The organism is Bifidobacterium pseudolongum subsp. globosum, assembly GCF_004155535.1.
Classification (GTDB): Bacteria; Actinomycetota; Actinomycetes; order Actinomycetales; family Bifidobacteriaceae; genus Bifidobacterium; species Bifidobacterium pseudolongum_C.
In genome coordinates, this window is record NZ_RYUH01000010.1 from 66,278 (window position 1) to 83,763 (window position 17,486).

The 17,486-nt window shown below is 61.0% G+C and carries 16 protein-coding genes and 4 tRNA genes; 6 read left to right on the forward strand and 14 right to left on the reverse strand.

All coding sequences use genetic code 11. The features are described from left to right. Positions 1-43: 43 nt before the first annotated feature. Both PG2093B_RS04490 and PG2093B_RS04495 read left to right on the forward strand, forming a co-directional pair. A complete protein-coding gene (locus tag PG2093B_RS04490; protein ID WP_022857517.1) occupies positions 44-223 on the forward strand; it encodes a hypothetical protein in 180 nt (59 codons plus the stop codon). A gap of 125 nt (positions 224-348) precedes the next feature. Continuing rightward, positions 349-627 (forward strand): hypothetical protein, encoded by a 279-nt coding sequence (locus PG2093B_RS04495; protein ID WP_129897473.1) that lies wholly within the window; start codon positions 349-351, stop codon positions 625-627. Positions 628-829: 202 nt separating this feature from the next. Here PG2093B_RS04495 and PG2093B_RS04500 read toward each other — a convergent pair. From PG2093B_RS04500 to PG2093B_RS04515, 4 genes are all read right to left on the reverse strand, one after another. Next, positions 830-905: transfer RNA gene (locus tag PG2093B_RS04500), tRNA-Val, on the reverse strand. 32 nt (positions 906-937) lie between these two features. Then, positions 938-1,009, reverse strand: a tRNA-Val gene (locus PG2093B_RS04505). A 32-nt stretch (positions 1,010-1,041) separates the two neighbouring features. Then, a tRNA-Cys gene (locus PG2093B_RS04510) sits at positions 1,042-1,112 on the reverse strand. Positions 1,113-1,143: 31 nt separating this feature from the next. Further along, positions 1,144-1,216: transfer RNA gene (locus PG2093B_RS04515), tRNA-Gly, on the reverse strand. Positions 1,217-1,560: 344 nt separating this feature from the next. Here PG2093B_RS04515 and PG2093B_RS04520 point away from each other — a divergent pair. Further along, complete coding sequence (locus PG2093B_RS04520) at positions 1,561-2,361, forward strand: PAC2 family protein (RefSeq protein ID WP_129897474.1); 801 nt, start codon at positions 1,561-1,563, stop codon at positions 2,359-2,361. Between the two features lie 106 nt (positions 2,362-2,467). Here PG2093B_RS04520 and PG2093B_RS04525 read toward each other — a convergent pair whose 3' ends face one another. Next, complete coding sequence (locus PG2093B_RS04525) at positions 2,468-3,364, reverse strand: undecaprenyl-diphosphate phosphatase (RefSeq protein ID WP_101429549.1); 897 nt, start codon at positions 3,362-3,364, stop codon at positions 2,468-2,470. 119 nt (positions 3,365-3,483) lie between these two features. Between PG2093B_RS04525 and PG2093B_RS04530 the strand changes: the two genes are divergently transcribed. After that, positions 3,484-4,281 (forward strand): fructosamine kinase family protein, encoded by a 798-nt coding sequence (locus PG2093B_RS04530; RefSeq protein ID WP_129897475.1) that lies wholly within the window; start codon positions 3,484-3,486, stop codon positions 4,279-4,281. Positions 4,282-4,379: 98 nt separating this feature from the next. On the opposite strand, the gene dnaJ is transcribed toward PG2093B_RS04530, so the two are convergent. Together dnaJ and hrcA are read right to left on the reverse strand one after the other, a co-directional pair. Then, positions 4,380-5,531 (reverse strand): molecular chaperone DnaJ, encoded by a 1,152-nt coding sequence (dnaJ, locus tag PG2093B_RS04535; protein WP_022857526.1) that lies wholly within the window; start codon positions 5,529-5,531, stop codon positions 4,380-4,382. 69 nt (positions 5,532-5,600) lie between these two features. After that, positions 5,601-6,686, reverse strand: coding sequence for a heat-inducible transcriptional repressor HrcA (gene hrcA, locus PG2093B_RS04540; protein WP_129897476.1), 1,086 nt, complete (start codon positions 6,684-6,686; stop codon positions 5,601-5,603). A gap of 343 nt (positions 6,687-7,029) precedes the next feature. On the opposite strand from hrcA, the gene tkt reads away from it, so the two are divergent. Continuing rightward, positions 7,030-9,126 (forward strand): transketolase, encoded by a 2,097-nt coding sequence (gene tkt, locus PG2093B_RS04545; RefSeq protein WP_129897477.1) that lies wholly within the window; start codon positions 7,030-7,032, stop codon positions 9,124-9,126. A 105-nt stretch (positions 9,127-9,231) separates the two neighbouring features. Further along, complete coding sequence (gene tal, locus PG2093B_RS04550) at positions 9,232-10,338, forward strand: transaldolase (RefSeq protein ID WP_129897478.1); 1,107 nt, start codon at positions 9,232-9,234, stop codon at positions 10,336-10,338. Between the two features lie 86 nt (positions 10,339-10,424). On the opposite strand, the gene PG2093B_RS04555 is transcribed toward tal, so the two are convergent. The 7 genes from PG2093B_RS04555 to PG2093B_RS04585 all read right to left on the reverse strand — a co-directional run bounded on the left by PG2093B_RS04555 (position 10,425) and on the right by PG2093B_RS04585 (position 17,354). Next, positions 10,425-11,588 carry a pyridoxal phosphate-dependent aminotransferase gene (locus tag PG2093B_RS04555; protein WP_129897479.1) on the reverse strand — a complete coding sequence of 388 codons (1,164 nt, stop codon included), beginning with the start codon at positions 11,586-11,588 and terminating at the stop codon, positions 10,425-10,427. Then, positions 11,588-12,106 (reverse strand): Lrp/AsnC family transcriptional regulator, encoded by a 519-nt coding sequence (locus PG2093B_RS04560; RefSeq protein ID WP_022857531.1) that lies wholly within the window; start codon positions 12,104-12,106, stop codon positions 11,588-11,590. The genes PG2093B_RS04555 and PG2093B_RS04560 overlap by 1 nt, the downstream gene beginning before the upstream one ends. A 46-nt stretch (positions 12,107-12,152) precedes the next feature. Next, complete coding sequence (locus PG2093B_RS04565) at positions 12,153-13,826, reverse strand: aminotransferase class I/II-fold pyridoxal phosphate-dependent enzyme (protein WP_129897704.1); 1,674 nt, start codon at positions 13,824-13,826, stop codon at positions 12,153-12,155. 171 nt (positions 13,827-13,997) lie between these two features. Then, a complete protein-coding gene (locus PG2093B_RS04570) occupies positions 13,998-14,825 on the reverse strand; it encodes an HAD family hydrolase (protein WP_129897480.1) in 828 nt (275 codons plus the stop codon). 107 nt (positions 14,826-14,932) lie between these two features. Continuing rightward, positions 14,933-15,190, reverse strand: a complete 258-nt coding sequence (secG, locus tag PG2093B_RS04575; protein WP_129897481.1) for a preprotein translocase subunit SecG — start codon at positions 15,188-15,190, stop codon at positions 14,933-14,935. Between the two features lie 65 nt (positions 15,191-15,255). After that, entirely contained in the window at positions 15,256-16,059 is an 804-nt protein-coding gene (gene tpiA / locus PG2093B_RS04580) for a triose-phosphate isomerase (protein ID WP_129897482.1), read from the reverse strand. An 89-nt stretch (positions 16,060-16,148) separates the two neighbouring features. After that, positions 16,149-17,354 (reverse strand): phosphoglycerate kinase, encoded by a 1,206-nt coding sequence (locus PG2093B_RS04585; RefSeq protein WP_022857536.1) that lies wholly within the window; start codon positions 17,352-17,354, stop codon positions 16,149-16,151. Positions 17,355-17,486 lie beyond the last annotated feature (132 nt).

Genomic DNA, 17,486 nt, shown 5'->3' on the forward strand with positions numbered 1-17,486 from the left:
TTGTTCTGCAATGGACCGGGACTATGCAGCATAAGGGGGCATCATGGTCTGGATTGTCATCGCAGTGGTGATTCTTGGAATCAGCGCATATTTCGGCAACGAATACCGGCTTGACCGCAAGGCGCACAAACTCAACTCCGGAACCGAAGAGGACCGGCGGCTTGCCGCGGAGATGCAGGACATCGCCCGCAAGATCGACGAAGGCAAATACCTGTACCGGTGATGCGTACGCTCAACTCCAACCGGCACTCGTTTCGGCGGAATCGGCAACACATTCGTTGGTGGCGTGGCCTGTGCATGATGCCGGACGTGTGCGATGGCGTATGTCGGAAAGGAGGTGAATGTGTGATGATTCAGTTGGATAAACAGTGGAACATCAAACTGGGATCATGGATATGCCTTGGCAATCTGGTCCTGTGGTCGTTGCAGGCCGTCGTGCAGATCATCCGCAACGGCGCCCTGGCGGCGCCTGTCATCCAAGCGGTAGGATTCGCGTTCTTTGTCTTCGGCACAGCGTTCGGGGCGTTCACGGACAAGGGCAACCGGATACCTGTGTATGGAGTGGTATTGTCCTTGCTGCTTCCCCTGCCGGTTGTCGCCGGGGTGACCATCATGGGGCTGCACTGAGCGTCTGATCGCGATGAAACACGGCCTTATGCGCTCATGTGAGCAGATTCGCCGTTTGTGCCACTGTTTTCGCCGTTGTGGTCACTTTTTTGCTTGATTGTTGACGATAACGGCGAAAACAGCGACGCAAACGGCGAATTCCAACGCCCAACGGGTGTGTTGGAATGAAAAACCCCACGAACCAGTGGCCCGTGGGGTTTGATGGTGGGTGATGTAGGAATCGAACCTACGACCCCTTCCGTGTGAAGGAAGTGCGCTAGCCGCTGCGCCAATCACCCGTTCTTCTGTTATACGCCGATTGCTCGGCTCGTGGGCGATACAAGATTCGAACTTGTGACCCCTTCCGTGTCAGGGAAGTGCGCTACCACTGCGCCAACCGCCCGGTTGACTCAAATGGCCGAAGCCATCTGTGCGAGGTGGGTACGAGAGTCGAACTCGTCTATACGGCTTTGCAGGCCGCTGCCTAACCGCTTGGCTAACCCACCGTAAAGGTCTGTTACACTCTTCGGACCTTAGAGCGGACAACGGGACTCGAACCCGCGGTCTCGACCTTGGCAAGGTCGCGCTTTACCAACTAAGCTATGTCCGCATATGTTCCGCAGAGGATTTCCTCTGCCTGAGCACGAGTCACTACAATAAACCACAACCTCCAAATGCGCAACATACGGCGTGTCGCGCTGGTATTCCGCGCTTTTGTTGTGCGTCAGTCTAGACGAACACCGGCAATGTGCCCACGCGCAGGAAAGCTTCCGGACTGGTGGCCCATGTCAGCATGTGGACGCGGGGAAGAGTGCCCCGCTTCGGGAAAATATGCTTGTCTCAAGCGCAGCATTATTGCGGTCATTCACCAGCGGCTAATCTTCACGATTCCGTCACAGCGCAAGGGATACAGTTGTAGTCATGTACGAGCACAGAACCAGACCGAAATACGTTATGGTTGCGGCTTTTGACGGGTGGAACGACGCGTGCCAGAGCGCGACCAACGTCATTCGGCATCTGGTGTCGAAATACCGCTCCCTTGAAGTGGGTCACATCAGCCGCGATGGATATTACGATTACCAGACATCGCGCCCCATGCAATGCGTGATCCAAGGCACGCGCCGCATCCTGTGGCCACAGACTGCGTTCTATGACATCACGGTCACCGACGATCTGCACCTGCTTGCGCAGCTTGGTCCGGAACCGAACTACCGGTGGATGGATTATGTACGCGAGACGCTGCACTTTGCCAAGCAATATGACGTGAGTAGAATCGTCACGCTGGGTTCGATGTTCGCCGAATGCCCCCATACCCGTGATCTGCCGATCGACGTAAGCGTGAATGGTGTGCAGTCCGATCCGGAGAATGAATACAACGGCCCCATCGGCATTCCGCACATCATCGATGCGATGGCCATCGAAGAGGGCTTCGACACCACATCCATCTGGGTGTCGGTCCCCCAGTACCTTGGCGGCAATGCCCCCTGTCCACAGGCCACGTTGGAGCTGTTCCAGCAGCTGGCGTCGGTGATCGGCTTCAAATTCAACGCGCAGGAGCTGGAGGGCAAGGCCGACCAATGGCGCGCGCATTGCGACGTGATGGTGCGCAACAACGCGGATCTCGATGGCTATGTGGACCAGCTTGAGCACGATTACGACCTGAAGCAGCACGCCCGTGCCATTGCTTCCGCCGGCACCCCAGCCGTGGAACAGTTGGTGCAGGAGGCCGAAGCGTATCTGCGGGACCTCCCATAAGCATCTTCGTCGTCTGGTATGGCGTGATGCGTTGTGCTTGGCAAAGCGAACGGCCCGTCCCGATCGGAAGAATCGGGACGGGCCGTTCGCTTTGCCAAGCACAACGTCAGGCGTTGCCGCCGAGCGCCATGCCCTCGAGCGGCTGCAGCACACCGGTGAGCAGCAGGATCGCCACGATGATCGCCAGCACGATGCGGTAGATGGCGAACGCCTTGTATGAGAACGTCGAGACGAACTTGAGGAACCCGATGATCACGATGTAGCCCACAACGAACGCCACGACCGTTGCGGCGATGGTGGCGCCCCAGCCGGGGAACATAGCGTTCACAGTGGGGTCATTGGCTTCCTTGACGGCCTTGACGGCTTCGAGGATGCCTGCGCCGAACACGGCGGGGATGGCCATGAGGAAGGCGCAGCGCACCGCGGCCTCGCGCGTGTAGCCCATGGCGCGGCCGAAGGTGATGGTGCCGCCCGAACGGGACACACCCGGGATGAGTGCGAGCATCTGGCCGATGCCGTACCACACGGCGTCTTTTGTGGTCATGTCGTCGATCGTCTTCACCTGCGGTGCCTTATCGTCGACGATCCACAGGATGACGCCGAACACGAGCAGCATCGCCGCGGTGATCCACAGGTTGCGCAGCGTGTTTTCGATGGCGTCCTGGAACAGCAGGCCAGCGACCACAATCGGCAGCGTGGCGATGATGATGTACCAGCCGAGGCGTGCATCCTTGTTGCCCTCGCCCAGACGGTGCTTCCAATCCTTGCCGTTCTTGCCCGCCAGACAGATGCACCAGTTCTTGAGAATGTTCCAGATGTCATGGCGGAAGTACAACAGCACCGCGAGCTCGGTGCCGATCTGGATGATCGCGGTGAACGCGGCGCCAGGGTCGCTGCCCAGCATGAGGTCTCCGATGATGCGGATGTGCGCGCTGGACGAGACCGGCAGGTATTCGGTCAGCGCCTGCACCAATCCGAGGAATATCGCTTGGAAGAAATTCATGACTCCCCTTAACTGTGTGTGATCGGTGATTGCTACCACGCTTTACTGTAGCGCAACGAATACACTGCCCGTTTTACGATGGGGCATACAGCCATACGTCCAGTATGCAAGGAGATGACATGAGCAAAGCAGTGTACCGCAAGAGTCGGGCTTTCGCCCCGCAAGGGTTCTTTGAATGTGAAGGCAGGGGTTTGGAATGGCTTGGTGAAGCGCAATCCCAAGGTGGTCCGCGCGTGGTCAAGGTCTTCGATTGGGGCAATGACTATCTGGATATCGAACGCGTCTCCCCTTGTTCCCCCACAGCTGACGCCGCCTACCGGTTCGGTGCGGAACTCGCCCATATGCATGACGCCGGCGCCCCGTATTTCGGCTCCGCCCCGGCGGGATACGACGGCACCTGCTACTTCGGGCCGCTGCAGGATCCAGTGCCGATGGACACCGGCACATGGACCGAACCCGCCACATACTTGGCGGAAGGCCGCTTGCGCCCCATGGTGCAACTCGGCATCGAACGCGGTTCACTGCGCGAGTCGGACATGGACCTCACCCAGCGCGTCATCGACGTACTACCCGAACTGCTGGGACGTGCGTCAGGCGACCGTCCTGCACGTGTGCATGGAGACCTGTGGAGCGGCAATGTGATGTGGACCAACGACACCGGTGACACACAGGCCGTGCTGATCGATCCAGCGGCACATGGCGGCCACCGTGAGGAGGATCTGGCGATGCTGCATCTCTTCGGCATGTCATACCTGACCGAGATCACCGAAGGCTACCAGTCGGTGCACCCGTTGAAGGCCGGATATCAGGAACGCATCACGCTATGGCAGCTGTACCCCATCGCAGGCCATTGCGTGTTCTTCGGCGGTGGCTATGTGAGCGAATACCGCCAGATGTGCCGCTCGCTGCTCGGCTGAACCATATATACACAACAGTGGCCGTGGTCTCGGGCGATACCGAAACCACGGCCACTGTTATGCGCGGATACCGGCGGTCACCGGCGCCGGCGCGCGCTTCAACCGAGGGCGTCTTTCAGCTTGCTGAAGAATCCCTTCTTCTGCGGCGCCGCCGGCTTGGAATTCTGCGAGACGGTCGACGCCTTGGCGTCATGCAGCTGCGCGAACTCGCCGATGAGCTCCCGTTCGCGGTCATTGAGCTTGGTGGGGATCAGCACGTTGATGTGCACCACCAGATCACCGCGCTCGCCCTTGCTTTGCAGATGCGTGACGCCCAGACCGTCGAGCGTGATCGTTTCCTCGGGCTGGCAGCCCGCCGGCACCTCCAGCTGGCGGTCACCGTCGAACGTGCTGACGTCGATGGTGTGCCCCAGCACGGCCCAGCTCATCGGCACCTGGATCCAGCAATGCAGATTGTCGCCTTCGCGGGAGAACCGCTCGTCCTTGCGCACCCGGATGTCCACGTACAGGTCGCCGGCCTCACCGCCGCATTCGCCGACCTCGCCTTCGTGCGCGAGGCGGATGCGGGTGCCGGAATCCACGCCTGCGGGCACCGGCACGCCGATCGTGCGCGAAGTCGGCACGCGGCCGTGGCCATGGCAGACCGTGCACGGGTGCACGATGATCGTGCCGTGGCCCTCGCAATGTTCGCACGGGGCGGACGTCATCATCTGGCCGAGCATCGTACGCACGACCTTCTGCACGAATCCACGGCCGTGGCACACGTCACAGGTGACCGGCGGCTCCTCGTGCTCGGAACCGGTGCCTTCGCAGTTGGCGCAGGTGCCGAGCGTGGAGAACGTGAGATTCTGCGTGCCGCCGAAGACGACCATCTGCAGGTCCACGGTCAGGGATTCGAGCGTGTCGCGGCCCGGCTGCGCGCGCGGAATCGGCTCGTTTGCCGCGGCGTCACCGAACGCACCGCCGAAGAACTGGCTGAAGATGTCGCCCATGCCGAACCCGCCATAGCCGCCGAACCCGCCAGCACCGCCATTGGGGTCGTTGGGGTCCACCCCCGCGTCGTACATCCTGCGCTTGTCCGGATCGGACAGCACTTCGTACGCCGTATTGACCTCTTTGAACTTCTCTTCGAATTCAGGGCCTGCGATGTCCGGGTGGTATTTGCGGCTCATCTTGCGGTAGGCGCGTTTGATGTCCTCTTCGCTGGCCGTGCGCTCCACGCCCAGGGTCTCGTAGTAGTCAGCAGCCAATGGCGTTGTTCCTCTCGGTTAGCTTCGGTAATGGTCGATGTCTTGATGATACGGCGCACGTATGGCGTATCAGCGGGTGATTTCCATGTCGTTGTTCGAGACCAGTGCGGTGAGGTATCTGGCCACTGCGTGCACGGCGGCCATCGCGATCTCATAATTCATGTGCGTCGGGCCGATGGATCCCACAAATGCAATGGGCTCCTGCCCCGTCTTGTCCACGGCATCCGGGCCGCCGTATGGCGTCGTCCTGCCGTATCCGCCCGAGACGACGGCCGCGTGGGCCAGATCGGGATTGTTGGTTTCCGATCCAATGGCCACGCCCACGCCGTTGGCATCGCCCGCAGTGCTCAGCTGGCTCATGAGATGCATGAGCACGGCGCGTTCCTCGAGCGCATCGAACAGCGGGGCCAGATCCTGTGCGGAGTCATGTTGGTGCGCGAGGGTGGACACGCCCGCCACGAACAGCTCGTTCGTGCGTTCCTCGTCCGCCATCGTCTCGAACGCGTCCGCAAGCCGGTTCGGCAGTCCTTCCAGATCCGCATGCGTCTCATCTGCGTGCATCGCGCGGATTGTGCGCGCCGCACGCCGCAGTGTCTGCGTGCTGCAGCGGGCGTTGACGGCGTCGCAGAATTCCTGCAGATGCCGTCCGTCGGGCAGGTGCGGCACGGTGAGGATATGCTGGGCCACACGGCCGGTGTCGGTCACCACAACGGCGAGCAGTGAGGTCGATGAGACGGCGATGACCTCCAGATGCCACAAGCGCGCCTTCGACAGCGCCGGCGAGGCCACCACGGCCACTTGGCCGGTGAACCGGGCGAGCAGTCTGGCGGACCGCTGCAGTGCGTCCTGCAGGTTCACGGAACCGTCGAGCAATGCGCGGATGGCTTCGCGCTGCGGCTCGGTCAATGGCACCAGTTGGGACAGGGAATCCACAAAGTACCGGTACCCACGTTCGGTCGGCACACGGCCGGCGGATGTGTGCGGTTGGGTCAGGAACCCCTCGTCTTCCAACGCGGCCATGTCTTTGCGGATCGTGGCCGAACTCACCTTGAGGTTGTGCCGTGCGATGAGCGCCGACGAGCCCACCGGCTCCTGCGAACGGATGTAATCTTCGACGACGGCGCGCAACACCTGCATGCGACGTGTCTGGGTCATCGCCATGCCTCCTTTGCTTTATGTGCTGTGTTCTGCGTGTCGTGCGAATCGAATAGCGCGGCGCGCGCGTAAACGATGGTCTTTTCGATATTGTATGAGCACTCTTGGTCATGGAGTGCTAGTTATAGCGATGGGAGAACTTTTCCCGACAGGCCCTTCATGGGCCTGTACGCTTGAGCCCCAACGCCGGCCGCGGTGCCAAGACGCGCGCGAACGCGACGAAACCGCGCCATGAAGTCGGTTATGGCGGTTAGTATGAAAAGGCAATGTGAAGGGCGTCGGTGGTCCGGCAAACAGCCGGGCTCCCCCCTGCCCGAAGTATTGGAAGGAAAGTAGATCACCTATGACCGATAACACCTGGTCTGAACTGGACGAGCGCGCCATCAAGATGGCGAAGGTCCTCTCCGCTGACGCCGTGCAGAAGGCGGGCTCCGGACACCCCGGCTCCCCGATTTCGCTGGCTCCGATCGCCTACACCCTGTATCAGCGTTTCATCAAGCACGATCCGAGCGACCCGAACTGGGCCGGCCGTGACCGTTTCATCCTCTCCGGCGGCCATGCGTCGCTCACCCAGTACGTGCAGCTGTACTTCTCGGGCTATGGCCTGACGCTGGACGACCTCAAGTACTTCCGTGGTGGCAAGGACACCCGTACCCCGGGCCATCCTGAAGTCGGCCTGACCCCGGGCATCGAGATGACCACCGGCCCGCTGGGCCAGGGCCTCGCCTCCGCCGTCGGTTTCGCCTATGGCCAGCGTTTCGAGCGCGGCCTGCTCGACCCCGACACCGAGGCCGGCAAGTCCCCGTTCGACCACAAGGTGTGGGTCATCTGCGGTGAAGGCGACGTCGAGGAAGGCGTCTCCTCCGAGGCGTCCTCGCTCGCCGGCAACCAGGAGCTCGGCAACCTGTTCGTCATCTTCGACGCCAATCACATCCAGATTGAAGGCGAGACCAAGATCGCGTTCGCCGAGGACGTGCTCAAGCGCTACGAGGCCTACGGCTGGTACACCGACGAGATCAGCTTCATCCAGCCCGACGGCTCCTACAAGGAAGACATCGAAGGCCTGACCAAGGTCCTCGAGAAGGCCGAGCAGGTCACCGACCGCCCGCACTTCATCAAGGTCGACACGCTCATCGCATGGCCGACCCCGGGCAAGACCAACGATCCGTCCTCGCACGGTTCGGCCCTCGGCGATGAGGCCGTGGCGGCCCTCAAGAAGGTGCTCGGCTTCGATCCGGCCAAGACCTTCGAGATCGACGAAGAGGCCCTCGCCCACGCCCGTGAGGTCGCCCAGCGCGGCGCCCAGGCCCATGCGGAATGGGATGAGGCCCTCGCCCAGTGGCGCGGCGCCAATCCGGACAAGGCCGCCCTGTACGACCGCATCAAGGCCGGCGAGCTCCCTGAGGACTTCGACAAGGCCATCGACGATTTGGAGGCGACGTTCGAAGTCGGATCCAAGGTCGCCACCCGCAAGGCTTCCGGCGCCGCGCTCAACGCGGTCGCCGCCGTGATGCCGGAACTGTGGGGCGGCTCCGCCGACCTCGGTGGTTCCAACAACACCAACATCAAGGGCGCGCAGTCCTTCGCCCCGGCGAAGTACGCCACCACCCAGTGGCCGAACTGCTCCATCTACGGCCGTCAGCTGCACTTCGGCGTGCGTGAGTTCGCCTCGGGCTGCATCACCAACGGCATCCTGCTCGGCTCCGACACCCGCCCGTTCTCCGGCACCTTCTTCCAGTTCGCCGATTACGAGCGTGCCGCCGTGCGTCTGGCCGCCCTCATGGAGATCCCGAACCTCTTCATCTGGACCCACGATTCCGTGGCTCTGGGCGAAGACGGCCCGACCCACCAGCCGATCGAGCACCTCGATTCGTTCCGCGCCATCCCGCAGTTCGAAGTCGTGCGCCCGGCCGACGAATGGGAGACCGCCGAAGCCTACCGCGCGTTTTTCGAGAAGGACAACACGCTGCCGGCAGCCCTCGTGCTGACCCGCCAGGGCGTGCCGACCCTCGCCGAGACCGCGGCCAAGGCCAAGGAAGGCGTCAAGAAGGGTGGCTACATCCTCGTCGACACCGAAGGCGATCCGGACGTGATCATCATGGCCACCGGTTCCGAAGTCCAGTGGGCTGTCGAAGCCGCCAAGAAGCTGGCCGATGAGGGCGTCAAGGCCCGCGTCGTGTCCATGGTCTGCATGGAATGGTTCGAGGATCAGGACGAGGACTACAAGGAGTCCGTCCTGCCGGCTTCCGTCAAGGCCCGCGTCTCCGTCGAAGCTGGTCTGGCCCAGCCGTGGTACAAGTACCTCGGCACCTATGGCAAGCCGGTCTCGATCGAGCAGTTCGGCCTGCAGGGCGACGGCACCCAGAACATGATCGATCTGGGCATCACCGCCGAGCACGTGGTGGAAGCCGCCAAGGCCTCCATCGAAGCTGCGCGCTGAACCACAGCTGTACGGGAGGGGCTGCAAGGCCCCTCCCCTTTGCCCATGGCCAATTCCATGGGCAAACCCTCAAGATTTCATCCAACAAACAGTAGGAGAAAACAAATGACTGCATCCACTCAGGCAATTTCGGACGCCGGCGTGTCGATCTGGCTGGACGACCTGTCCCGCACCCGCATCGAGTCGGGCAACCTCGAAGAGCTCATCAAGAACGACAACGTGGTTGGCGTCACCACCAACCCGTCCATCTTCCAGAAGGCCCTGAGCCAGGTCGGCCCGTACGACGCACAGCTCAAGGAACTCGGCAAGGTCGACGTTGAGACCGCCATCCGCGAGCTCACCACCACCGACGTGCGCAACGCCTGCGACATCTTCAAGCCGGTCGCCGAGACTTCCGACTATGTGAACGGCCGCGTGTCCATCGAAGTCGACCCGCGTCTGGCCCACGAGACCGAAGCCACCGAGAAGCAGGCTGAGGAACTCTGGGAGAAGGTCGACCGCAAGAACGCGATGATCAAGATTCCGGCGACCCTCGAAGGCCTTCCGGCGATCACCGCCACCCTGGCCAAGGGCATCTCCGTGAACGTCACCCTGATCTTCTCGCTCGAGCGTTACGAGCAGGTCATCGACGCCTTCATCGAGGGCATTGCCCAGGCCGCCGCCAACGGCCACGACCTGGAGCACATCGCTTCCGTCGCTTCGTTCTTCGTCTCCCGCGTGGACACCGCTGTCGACAAGCAGCTTGAGGAGATCGGCTCCCTCGAGGCCAAGGGCCTCATGGGCAAGGCCGCTGTGGCTAACGCCCGACTCGCCTACGAACTCTTCGAGAAGAAGTTCGCCGAGGATTCCCGCTGGGCCGAGCTCGAAGCCAAGGGCGCCAAGAAGCAGCGTCCGCTGTGGGCCTCCACCGGCACCAAGAACGCCGCTTACTCCGACACCAAGTACGTGGACGAGCTCGTGGCCAAGGACGTCGTCAACACGATGCCTGAGAAGACCCTGCTCGCTGTCGCAGACCACGGCGACGCCACGCTGGGCATCGTCTCCGGCAACTACGACGAAGCGCACGACATCATGAACGACCTCGCCGAAGTCGGCGTGAACTTCAAGGATGTCACCGACAAGCTTGAGGCTGACGGCGTCGCCGCCTTCATCAAGTCCTGGGACTCCGTGCTCTCCGACGTGCAGGCCGGCATCGACCGCGTCAACGGCTGAAACCATTCGGATTCATTGAATCCTAGATAGTCCTCAAGGGGACCGGCATCATGCCGGTCCCCTTTCTTGATGCTGACGCAGTGTGGTCAGTCGTTGTGCAGCGTTTCGAGGAACGCGTCGATGCGCGCACACGCCTCTTTAATGTCTTCCATGCTCGTCGCATAGGATATGCGCACAAAGCCCTCGCCGGACTCACCGAACGCGGTGCCCGGCACAATCGCGACCTTCTGCTCTTCGAGCAGCCGTACGCAGAATTCGTCGGATGACAACCCTGATGACGTGATGTTCGCGAACACATAGAATGTGCCGTTCGGCACATTGGTCGTCAATCCCATGCGGTTCAGACGCGCGCAGATGAGATTGCGGCGCGCCTCGTATTCCTTGCTCATGCCCGCGATGTCCGGCATGCCGTGTTCGAGTGCCTCAATCGCCGCGTATTGCGCTGCGGTGGGCGCTGACATGATGACGAACTGGTGCACCTTCGTCAGCTGTTCGCTCAACTCAGGATTGCTCAACAGGTAGCCAAGGCGCCAACCGGTCATGGCGAATGCCTTCGAGAAGCCATTGATCACGAGCACTTGGTCTCGAATCTCGTCGAAGCTTGCAGGGGAGCAGAACTCCCCTGCGAACACGAGTTCGGAATAGATCTCGTCGGAGATGATGTAGATGCCGGATTCCTTGAGGATCGGGACCAATCGGGCATAGTCCTCACGGGTCATCACGCCCCCGGTCGGATTCGATGGGAAGTTGACGATGATCGCTTTCGTCTTCTCGGTGATCGCACGCTCGAGGTCTTCGGGCAGGAGCTTGAAATCGTGCTCCTGGGTCAGCGGAATGCGCACTGGCACGCCGCCGGCCATGAGGATCGCGGGCTCGTAGGCCACATAGTTCGGGTCGAGCACAATCACTTCGTCGCCGGGGTTGATCAGCGTGCGGCAGCACAGGTCGACGGCTTCCGAGCCACCCACGGTGACAAGGATCTCCGAGTCGGGGTCATACGCGATGCCGTAGCGGTTGCGGTAATAGTTCGCGATCTGCCTGCGCAACGCGATCAGGCCACGGTTCGCCGTGTAGTGGGTGTGTCCCTCCTCAAAGGATTCCACCGCTTTCGCGCTGATATGCCATGGGGTGTCGAAATCAGGCTCGCCGACGCCGAGCGAGATGACGCCCTCCATCGCGTTCGCCAGATCGAAGTATTTGCGGATGCCACTGGGTTTAAGGTGTTCGATGGTCCGGTTGATGGATTTCATCAGTAGCTCACCACCAATCGTCCCTCGCTGTTGGCCGTGCGGGCCGCGCCGGTGAGCACGCCGGACTGCTTGTACTGCTTGAGCACGAACAGGGTTTTCGTGCTCTGCACATGCTCCATGACGGCGATGCGGTCGGCCACGAACTGGCACACCTCGAACATCGTGCGCCCTTGGACAAGGCAGATGAAGTCGTTGTCGCCGGTGATCAGATACAGCGAATCGATCTCCGGGTATTTCGCGAGCAGGGCCGCGGTGTGGTCGTAACCCTGGTCCTTCATCGGCGAGACGTCCACTTCGATGAACGCCATGATGCGCTCGTCGCGCAGCACTTTGTTGTAGTTGATCACCGTATGGTAGCCGCAGATGATCTTCTGGTCCTCCATGCGGCGTACGGCGTGTGCGACATCCTTGGCGTCTTCGTTGAGGATGTCGGCGAGGTCCTGCGCGTTGAGCCGGGCGTCGTTCTCGAGCAGTTCGAGGATCGCCTGGTCCTGGCCGCTGATATTCGGTTCCGTCATGCTGGTGTTCCGATCCTTGTGGTTGGTATGGCTGCGGTGCCTGCGTCTATTGACGATAGTAACTGAAGAAATTCGTCATCTTCTCCACCGCGCCCTTGAGCACTTCGACACGCGGCAGATAGACGACGCGGAAGTGGTCCGGATCCTTCCAATTGAAGCCGGTGCCTTGCACAATGAGCAGCTTTTCGTCGTGCAGCAGGTCGAGGGCGAACTGTTCGTCGTTGTGGATGTTGAACTTCTTCGTGTTGATCTTCGGGAAGATGTAGAACGCGGCCTTTGGCTTGACGGCGGAGATGCCGTCGATGGCGTTGAGCGCTTCATAGATGTATTCGCGCTGTTCGTAGAGGCGGCCGCCGGGCACCAGATAATCATTGACGCTCTGGTGTCCGCCGAGCGCGGTCTGCACGATGGATTGCGCGGGCACGTTTGAACAGATGCGCATGTTCGTGAGCATGTCGATGCCCTCGATGTAGTCCTTCGCGATCGCCTTGTTGCCGGAGAGGATCATCCAGCCGATGCGGTAGCCCGCGATCATGTGCGATTTGGACAGTCCGCTGTAGGTGACGCAGAACAGGTCAGGGGCGAGTGAGGCGATTGATGTGTGTTCAAGGCCGTCCATGACAAGCCGGTCGTAGATCTCGTCGGAGAAGATCATCAGCTGGTGTTCACGTGCCAGGCTGACGATCTGTTCAAGGACCTCTTTCGGGTAGAGCGCGCCGGTGGGATTGTTGGGGTTGATGATGACGATCGCCTTGGTGCGGTCGGTGATCTTCGCGCGCATGTCGTCGATGTCCGGGTACCACTCCGATTGCTCATCGCACACATAATGCACCGGCTTGCCGCCCGCCAGCGTGACGCATGCGGTCCACAGCGGGTAGTCCGGCGCGGGCAGCAACACCTCGTCACCGTTGTCGAGCAACGCGCTCATGCTCAGATTGATCAGTTCGCTCACGCCGTTGCCCGTGTAGATGTCCTCGACGCCGACGTTCGGCAGATGTTTGAGCTGCGCGTACTGCATGATCGCCTTGCGTGCGGAGAACAGGCCCTTCGACGCCGAATACCCTTCGGTGTCGGTGAGCTGTTGCGCCATGTCATAGACGACTTCATCCGGCGTGCGGAAGCCGAATGGCGCGGGGTTGCCGATGTTGAGCTTCATGACGTGCATGCCGGCCGCTTCCATGCGCGCCGCCTCATTGACGACCGGGCCGCGGACGTCGTAGAGCACGTTGTCGAGCTTATGCGATTTGGTGAACGTCCGCCGTGTGCGCACGGCGGTGGGATCGGGGGTCACGGTTGCGGGCACATCGGTGAATGAAGGGTCCTGTACATTGTCGTCGAATTGTGGTTCCATCCTGTGCTCCTGTTCCATATGTGCCTGATGGTGTGATGGTGTGTCTGCTATTGATTGTTCAAAGTTGCGGGGTGTATCCTGTTGAACATGTGGAGTGGTGTTCAAACTAGATGTATTGAACATTGACGGTGGATGTTCAATATCTGTCTGTATATCGGATAACGTGGCTGGATGGTCGTCGAAGGGCACGTTATCCCCCGCAAGCCATCGTGCGTCGACGTTGAGCACTGCCGCCAAAAAATGTTCAATTTCGGGGCGGGGCTTGGTTTTGCCGTGCACATACTGGCTGATGTGGCTGCGTCCCAGCTTGATGCCGTGGGCATGTGCGGCTTTGACGAAGTCGCTTTGCCGTATGTTGCGCAGGTCCATCGCCTGATTGAGTCGTTGCGCGAATCGATCGGTCACTGCCGCTCCCCTCTCCTGTGTTCAATGCAACACCAATAGTGGCTAGTATACCACGCGTTGAACATATCATGCAGGAGATGGTGCGCAGAGCAATCAAGTATTGAACACTTAGGCTATAGTGGACTGAAGTTCAATTTACAACATGGCATGTTCAAGCCATTGCGCCACGCCATCATCGTTGTTTGACGGGCACACTTCATCGGCGATGCTGAGCACGGCTGGATTGGCATTGGCCACAGCCACGCCGGTGCCGCTGAGGTTCATCATATCGATGTCGACCATGTCATCGCCGAATGCGGTGGCCTGTTGCACATCCATCCCCCACTGGTCGCATAGGGTTTGCACCGCATCCTTTTTGTTGGCATGTGGCGCCATGAGCATCCACAGCCGTCCCTCCGACACATGCACGGTGAAGTCATCCGGGATGAGCTCGTGCAACAGATTGGTCTGTTCGGCCCGTGGGAAGATGATGATCTTGTCGGCTATGCCGTGGGGAACGTCACGGAAATCAGTGTACTGCCATGTTTGGGTCGCCCAATACCGTGACACATCGAAGTTCGTGTAGCGTATGTCGTCCATGACAATGCCGATCTCCAGGTCGGGCATGACGCTCAGGATCGCCCGGCACACCTCGCAGGCGCGCTGCGAGTCGAATCCGTTTTTGACAAGGCTGCCCGGTGACGATGGCTTGTGTCCGGTGAGTGATGCGTAGTCGGATTGTGAGGGATCGAAATCGATCAGTGCGCCGTTGAGGTAGATGCATGCGTCGGCGTGCAGCGCTTGCACGATGGACAGGCCGGTGCTCACCGGACGTGCCGTCGCGACGACGACAGGAATTCCCCGGCTGCGTACAGCGTGCACCGTCTCGATGGTGCGTGCCGAGAGTGCGCGGTCTTCGAAACGTTCGGCGTCGTGGAGCAGTGTGCCGTCGAGGTCGGCGATGACGAATGGTGTGTGAGGCATGGTGCGGAAGCCCCCTTCCCTATTGGCTGGTGATGTGGTCTGGATACGAAACGACCCATGGTCCCACCATGTTTCAGGTGGCCATGGGTCGTTGCATACAGTCGGGATCAGGCGATGCCGAACTTGGCGAACAGGCCGAGAGCGATGATGATCGCCACCCACACGAGGGCGATTATCACCGTCCAGCGGTTCAGGTTCTTTTCGGCGACACCCGAGGATCCGGCGTTCTGGGTCAGGCCGCCGCCGAACATGTCGGACAGGCCGCCTCCCTTGCCCTTGTGCATGAGGATGAGCAGGGTGAGCAGCAGGCTGAGCACGACAAGAATGATCTGCAGCACCAGCTTGGTTACAGCTAAAGCGGACACAGGTGTACCTCCAACAAAGTCATTTTCCGTATTACACAATAGCGCATGGGCGTGAGAAATACCCGCTATTTGTGTGAAGATGTTGTTGCCAATGTGAGCGTGCAGACGCGAGTGAGCTCATTGACGTCCAGTGCGGCCCCTCCGATGAGGAATCCATCCACGTCCGGCTCGGTGATGAGCTCCACCGCGTTCTTGGAACTCACCGAACCGCCGTAAAGCACACGTACGGTCTGCGCCACATGCTCGTTGAACGTGGCATGCAGATGCTCGCGGAACGCCTGCGCCGCATCCTGTGCGGATTGGGGCGTGGCCACCATGCCGGTGCCGATCGCCCAGACGGGCTCATATGCGATGATGAGTTTGGCGGCCTCTTCGTCGGAAAGGTCACGCGTCACATCATGCACCTGCCCCACGGCGAAGTCGAGTTCGATGCCTTTGCGGCGTTCTTCGAGGCTTTCACCCACGCACAGGATCGGCTGCATGCCGGCGGCGAGCACAGCACGTACCTGATCGACGATGTTGGCGTCGTCTTCGGGATGGTATTTGCGGCGTTCCGAGTGACCCACAATCACATAGCTGCAGCCCAGATGCGCGATCATATCCGCGGAGACATCGCCGGTGAAGGCGCCCTGTGTGGTGACCGAGACGGTTTGGGCACCGTATTTGATGCGCAGTTTTTCGGATTCCACAAGCACTTGCACGCTGCGCAACGACGTGAACGAGGGGAAGAGCGCCACCTCGCACCGCGAGAAATCAAAATGGCGGGAACGGAGGTTCTTCGCGAACCGCTGCACGAAAGCAGTGGCCTCGAGATGGTCGAAATTCATCTTCCAATTGCCGGCCACCATGGGTGTGCGTGCGGATGCCATAGGATTCCTCGATGTCTGTGTGCGGGAACGGATGCATGAACCCGGCGCGCGCCACCGGCTGGTGGCGCGCGCCGGGAAACGGTTCAGAATCAGTCGAGCACCTTCAGGCCGGGAAGCTCCTTGCCCTCAAGGAACTCGAGGGAAGCGCCGCCGCCGGTGGAGATGTGCGAGAAGCCATCCTCCGGGAAGCCGAGGTTACGCACGGCTGCCGCGGAATCGCCACCGCCGACGATTGTGAACGCGCCGTTCGCGGTCGCGTCGACGAGCGCTTGGGCCACGGCACGTGTGCCGTTGGCGAACTGCGGGATCTCGAAGACGCCCATCGGGCCGTTCCACACCACGGTCTTGGAGTCCACGATCTTGTCGTGGAAGAGCTTGCAGGATTCCGGGCCGATGTCGAGGCCCATCATGTCGGACGGAATCTGGTCCGCGGGCACGACCTGCGGGTCGATCGGGGTGTCCCCTGCCGGGAAGCCCTTGTTGACGACGATGTCGACCGGGAGCACGAGCTCGACGCCGTTCTTCTCGGCCGTCTCGATGTAGCCCTTGACCTTGTCGATCTGGTCCTCTTCGAGCAGCGACGTGCCGACCTCATAGCCCTTGGCCTTGAGGAAGGTGAAGACCATGCCGCCGCCGATGACGAGGCGGTCGGCCTTGTCGAGCAGGTTCTCGATCACGCCGAGCTTGTCGGAGACCTTGGAGCCGCCGAGCACCACGGTGAACGGGCGCTCCGGGTTCTCGGTCGCCTTGGACAGCGCCTTGACTTCCTTCTCGACGAGCAGGCCCGCCGCCGCCGGAAGATCGGCCGCCACATCGTAGTTGGAGCCCTGTGCACGGTGGACCACACCGAAACCGTCGGAGACGAACACGTCGCCCAGCGCGGCGATCTTCTTGGCGTACTCGGCGCGCTCGGCCTCATCCTTGCTGGTCTCTTCGGGGTTGAAACGCACGTTTTCGAGCAGCACGACGTCGCCGTCGTTCATCGCGGCGACCTTCGCCTGCGCATCGGGGCCATACGTGTCGCTGGCGAGCACCACGTCGCAGCCGAGCAGTTCGCTCAGGCGCTTGGCGACCGGCGCGAGGGACAGTTCGGGGACGACCTTGCCCTTCGGGCGGCCCAGATGGGCCATGAGGATGACCTTGGCGCCATCCTTGCGCAGCTCTTCGATGGTGGGCAGCGCAGCCTTGATACGACCGTCATCGGTGATGGTCGTGCCATCGAGCGGAACATTGAAGTCGGCGCGCACCAGAACGCGCTTGCCCTTGAGATCTCCGAGATCCTTGAGTGTCTTCATTCGTTATCCTTTCACGCCGCCACATGTGCGACGGCTGTAGTAAGCCACCAGTTATGCATCTTAGCGCCCGAAAGAAACAACACACCGCGTTCGCTGACAAAGCAACCGCTGTGCTGATCCCGTGCATGGCGC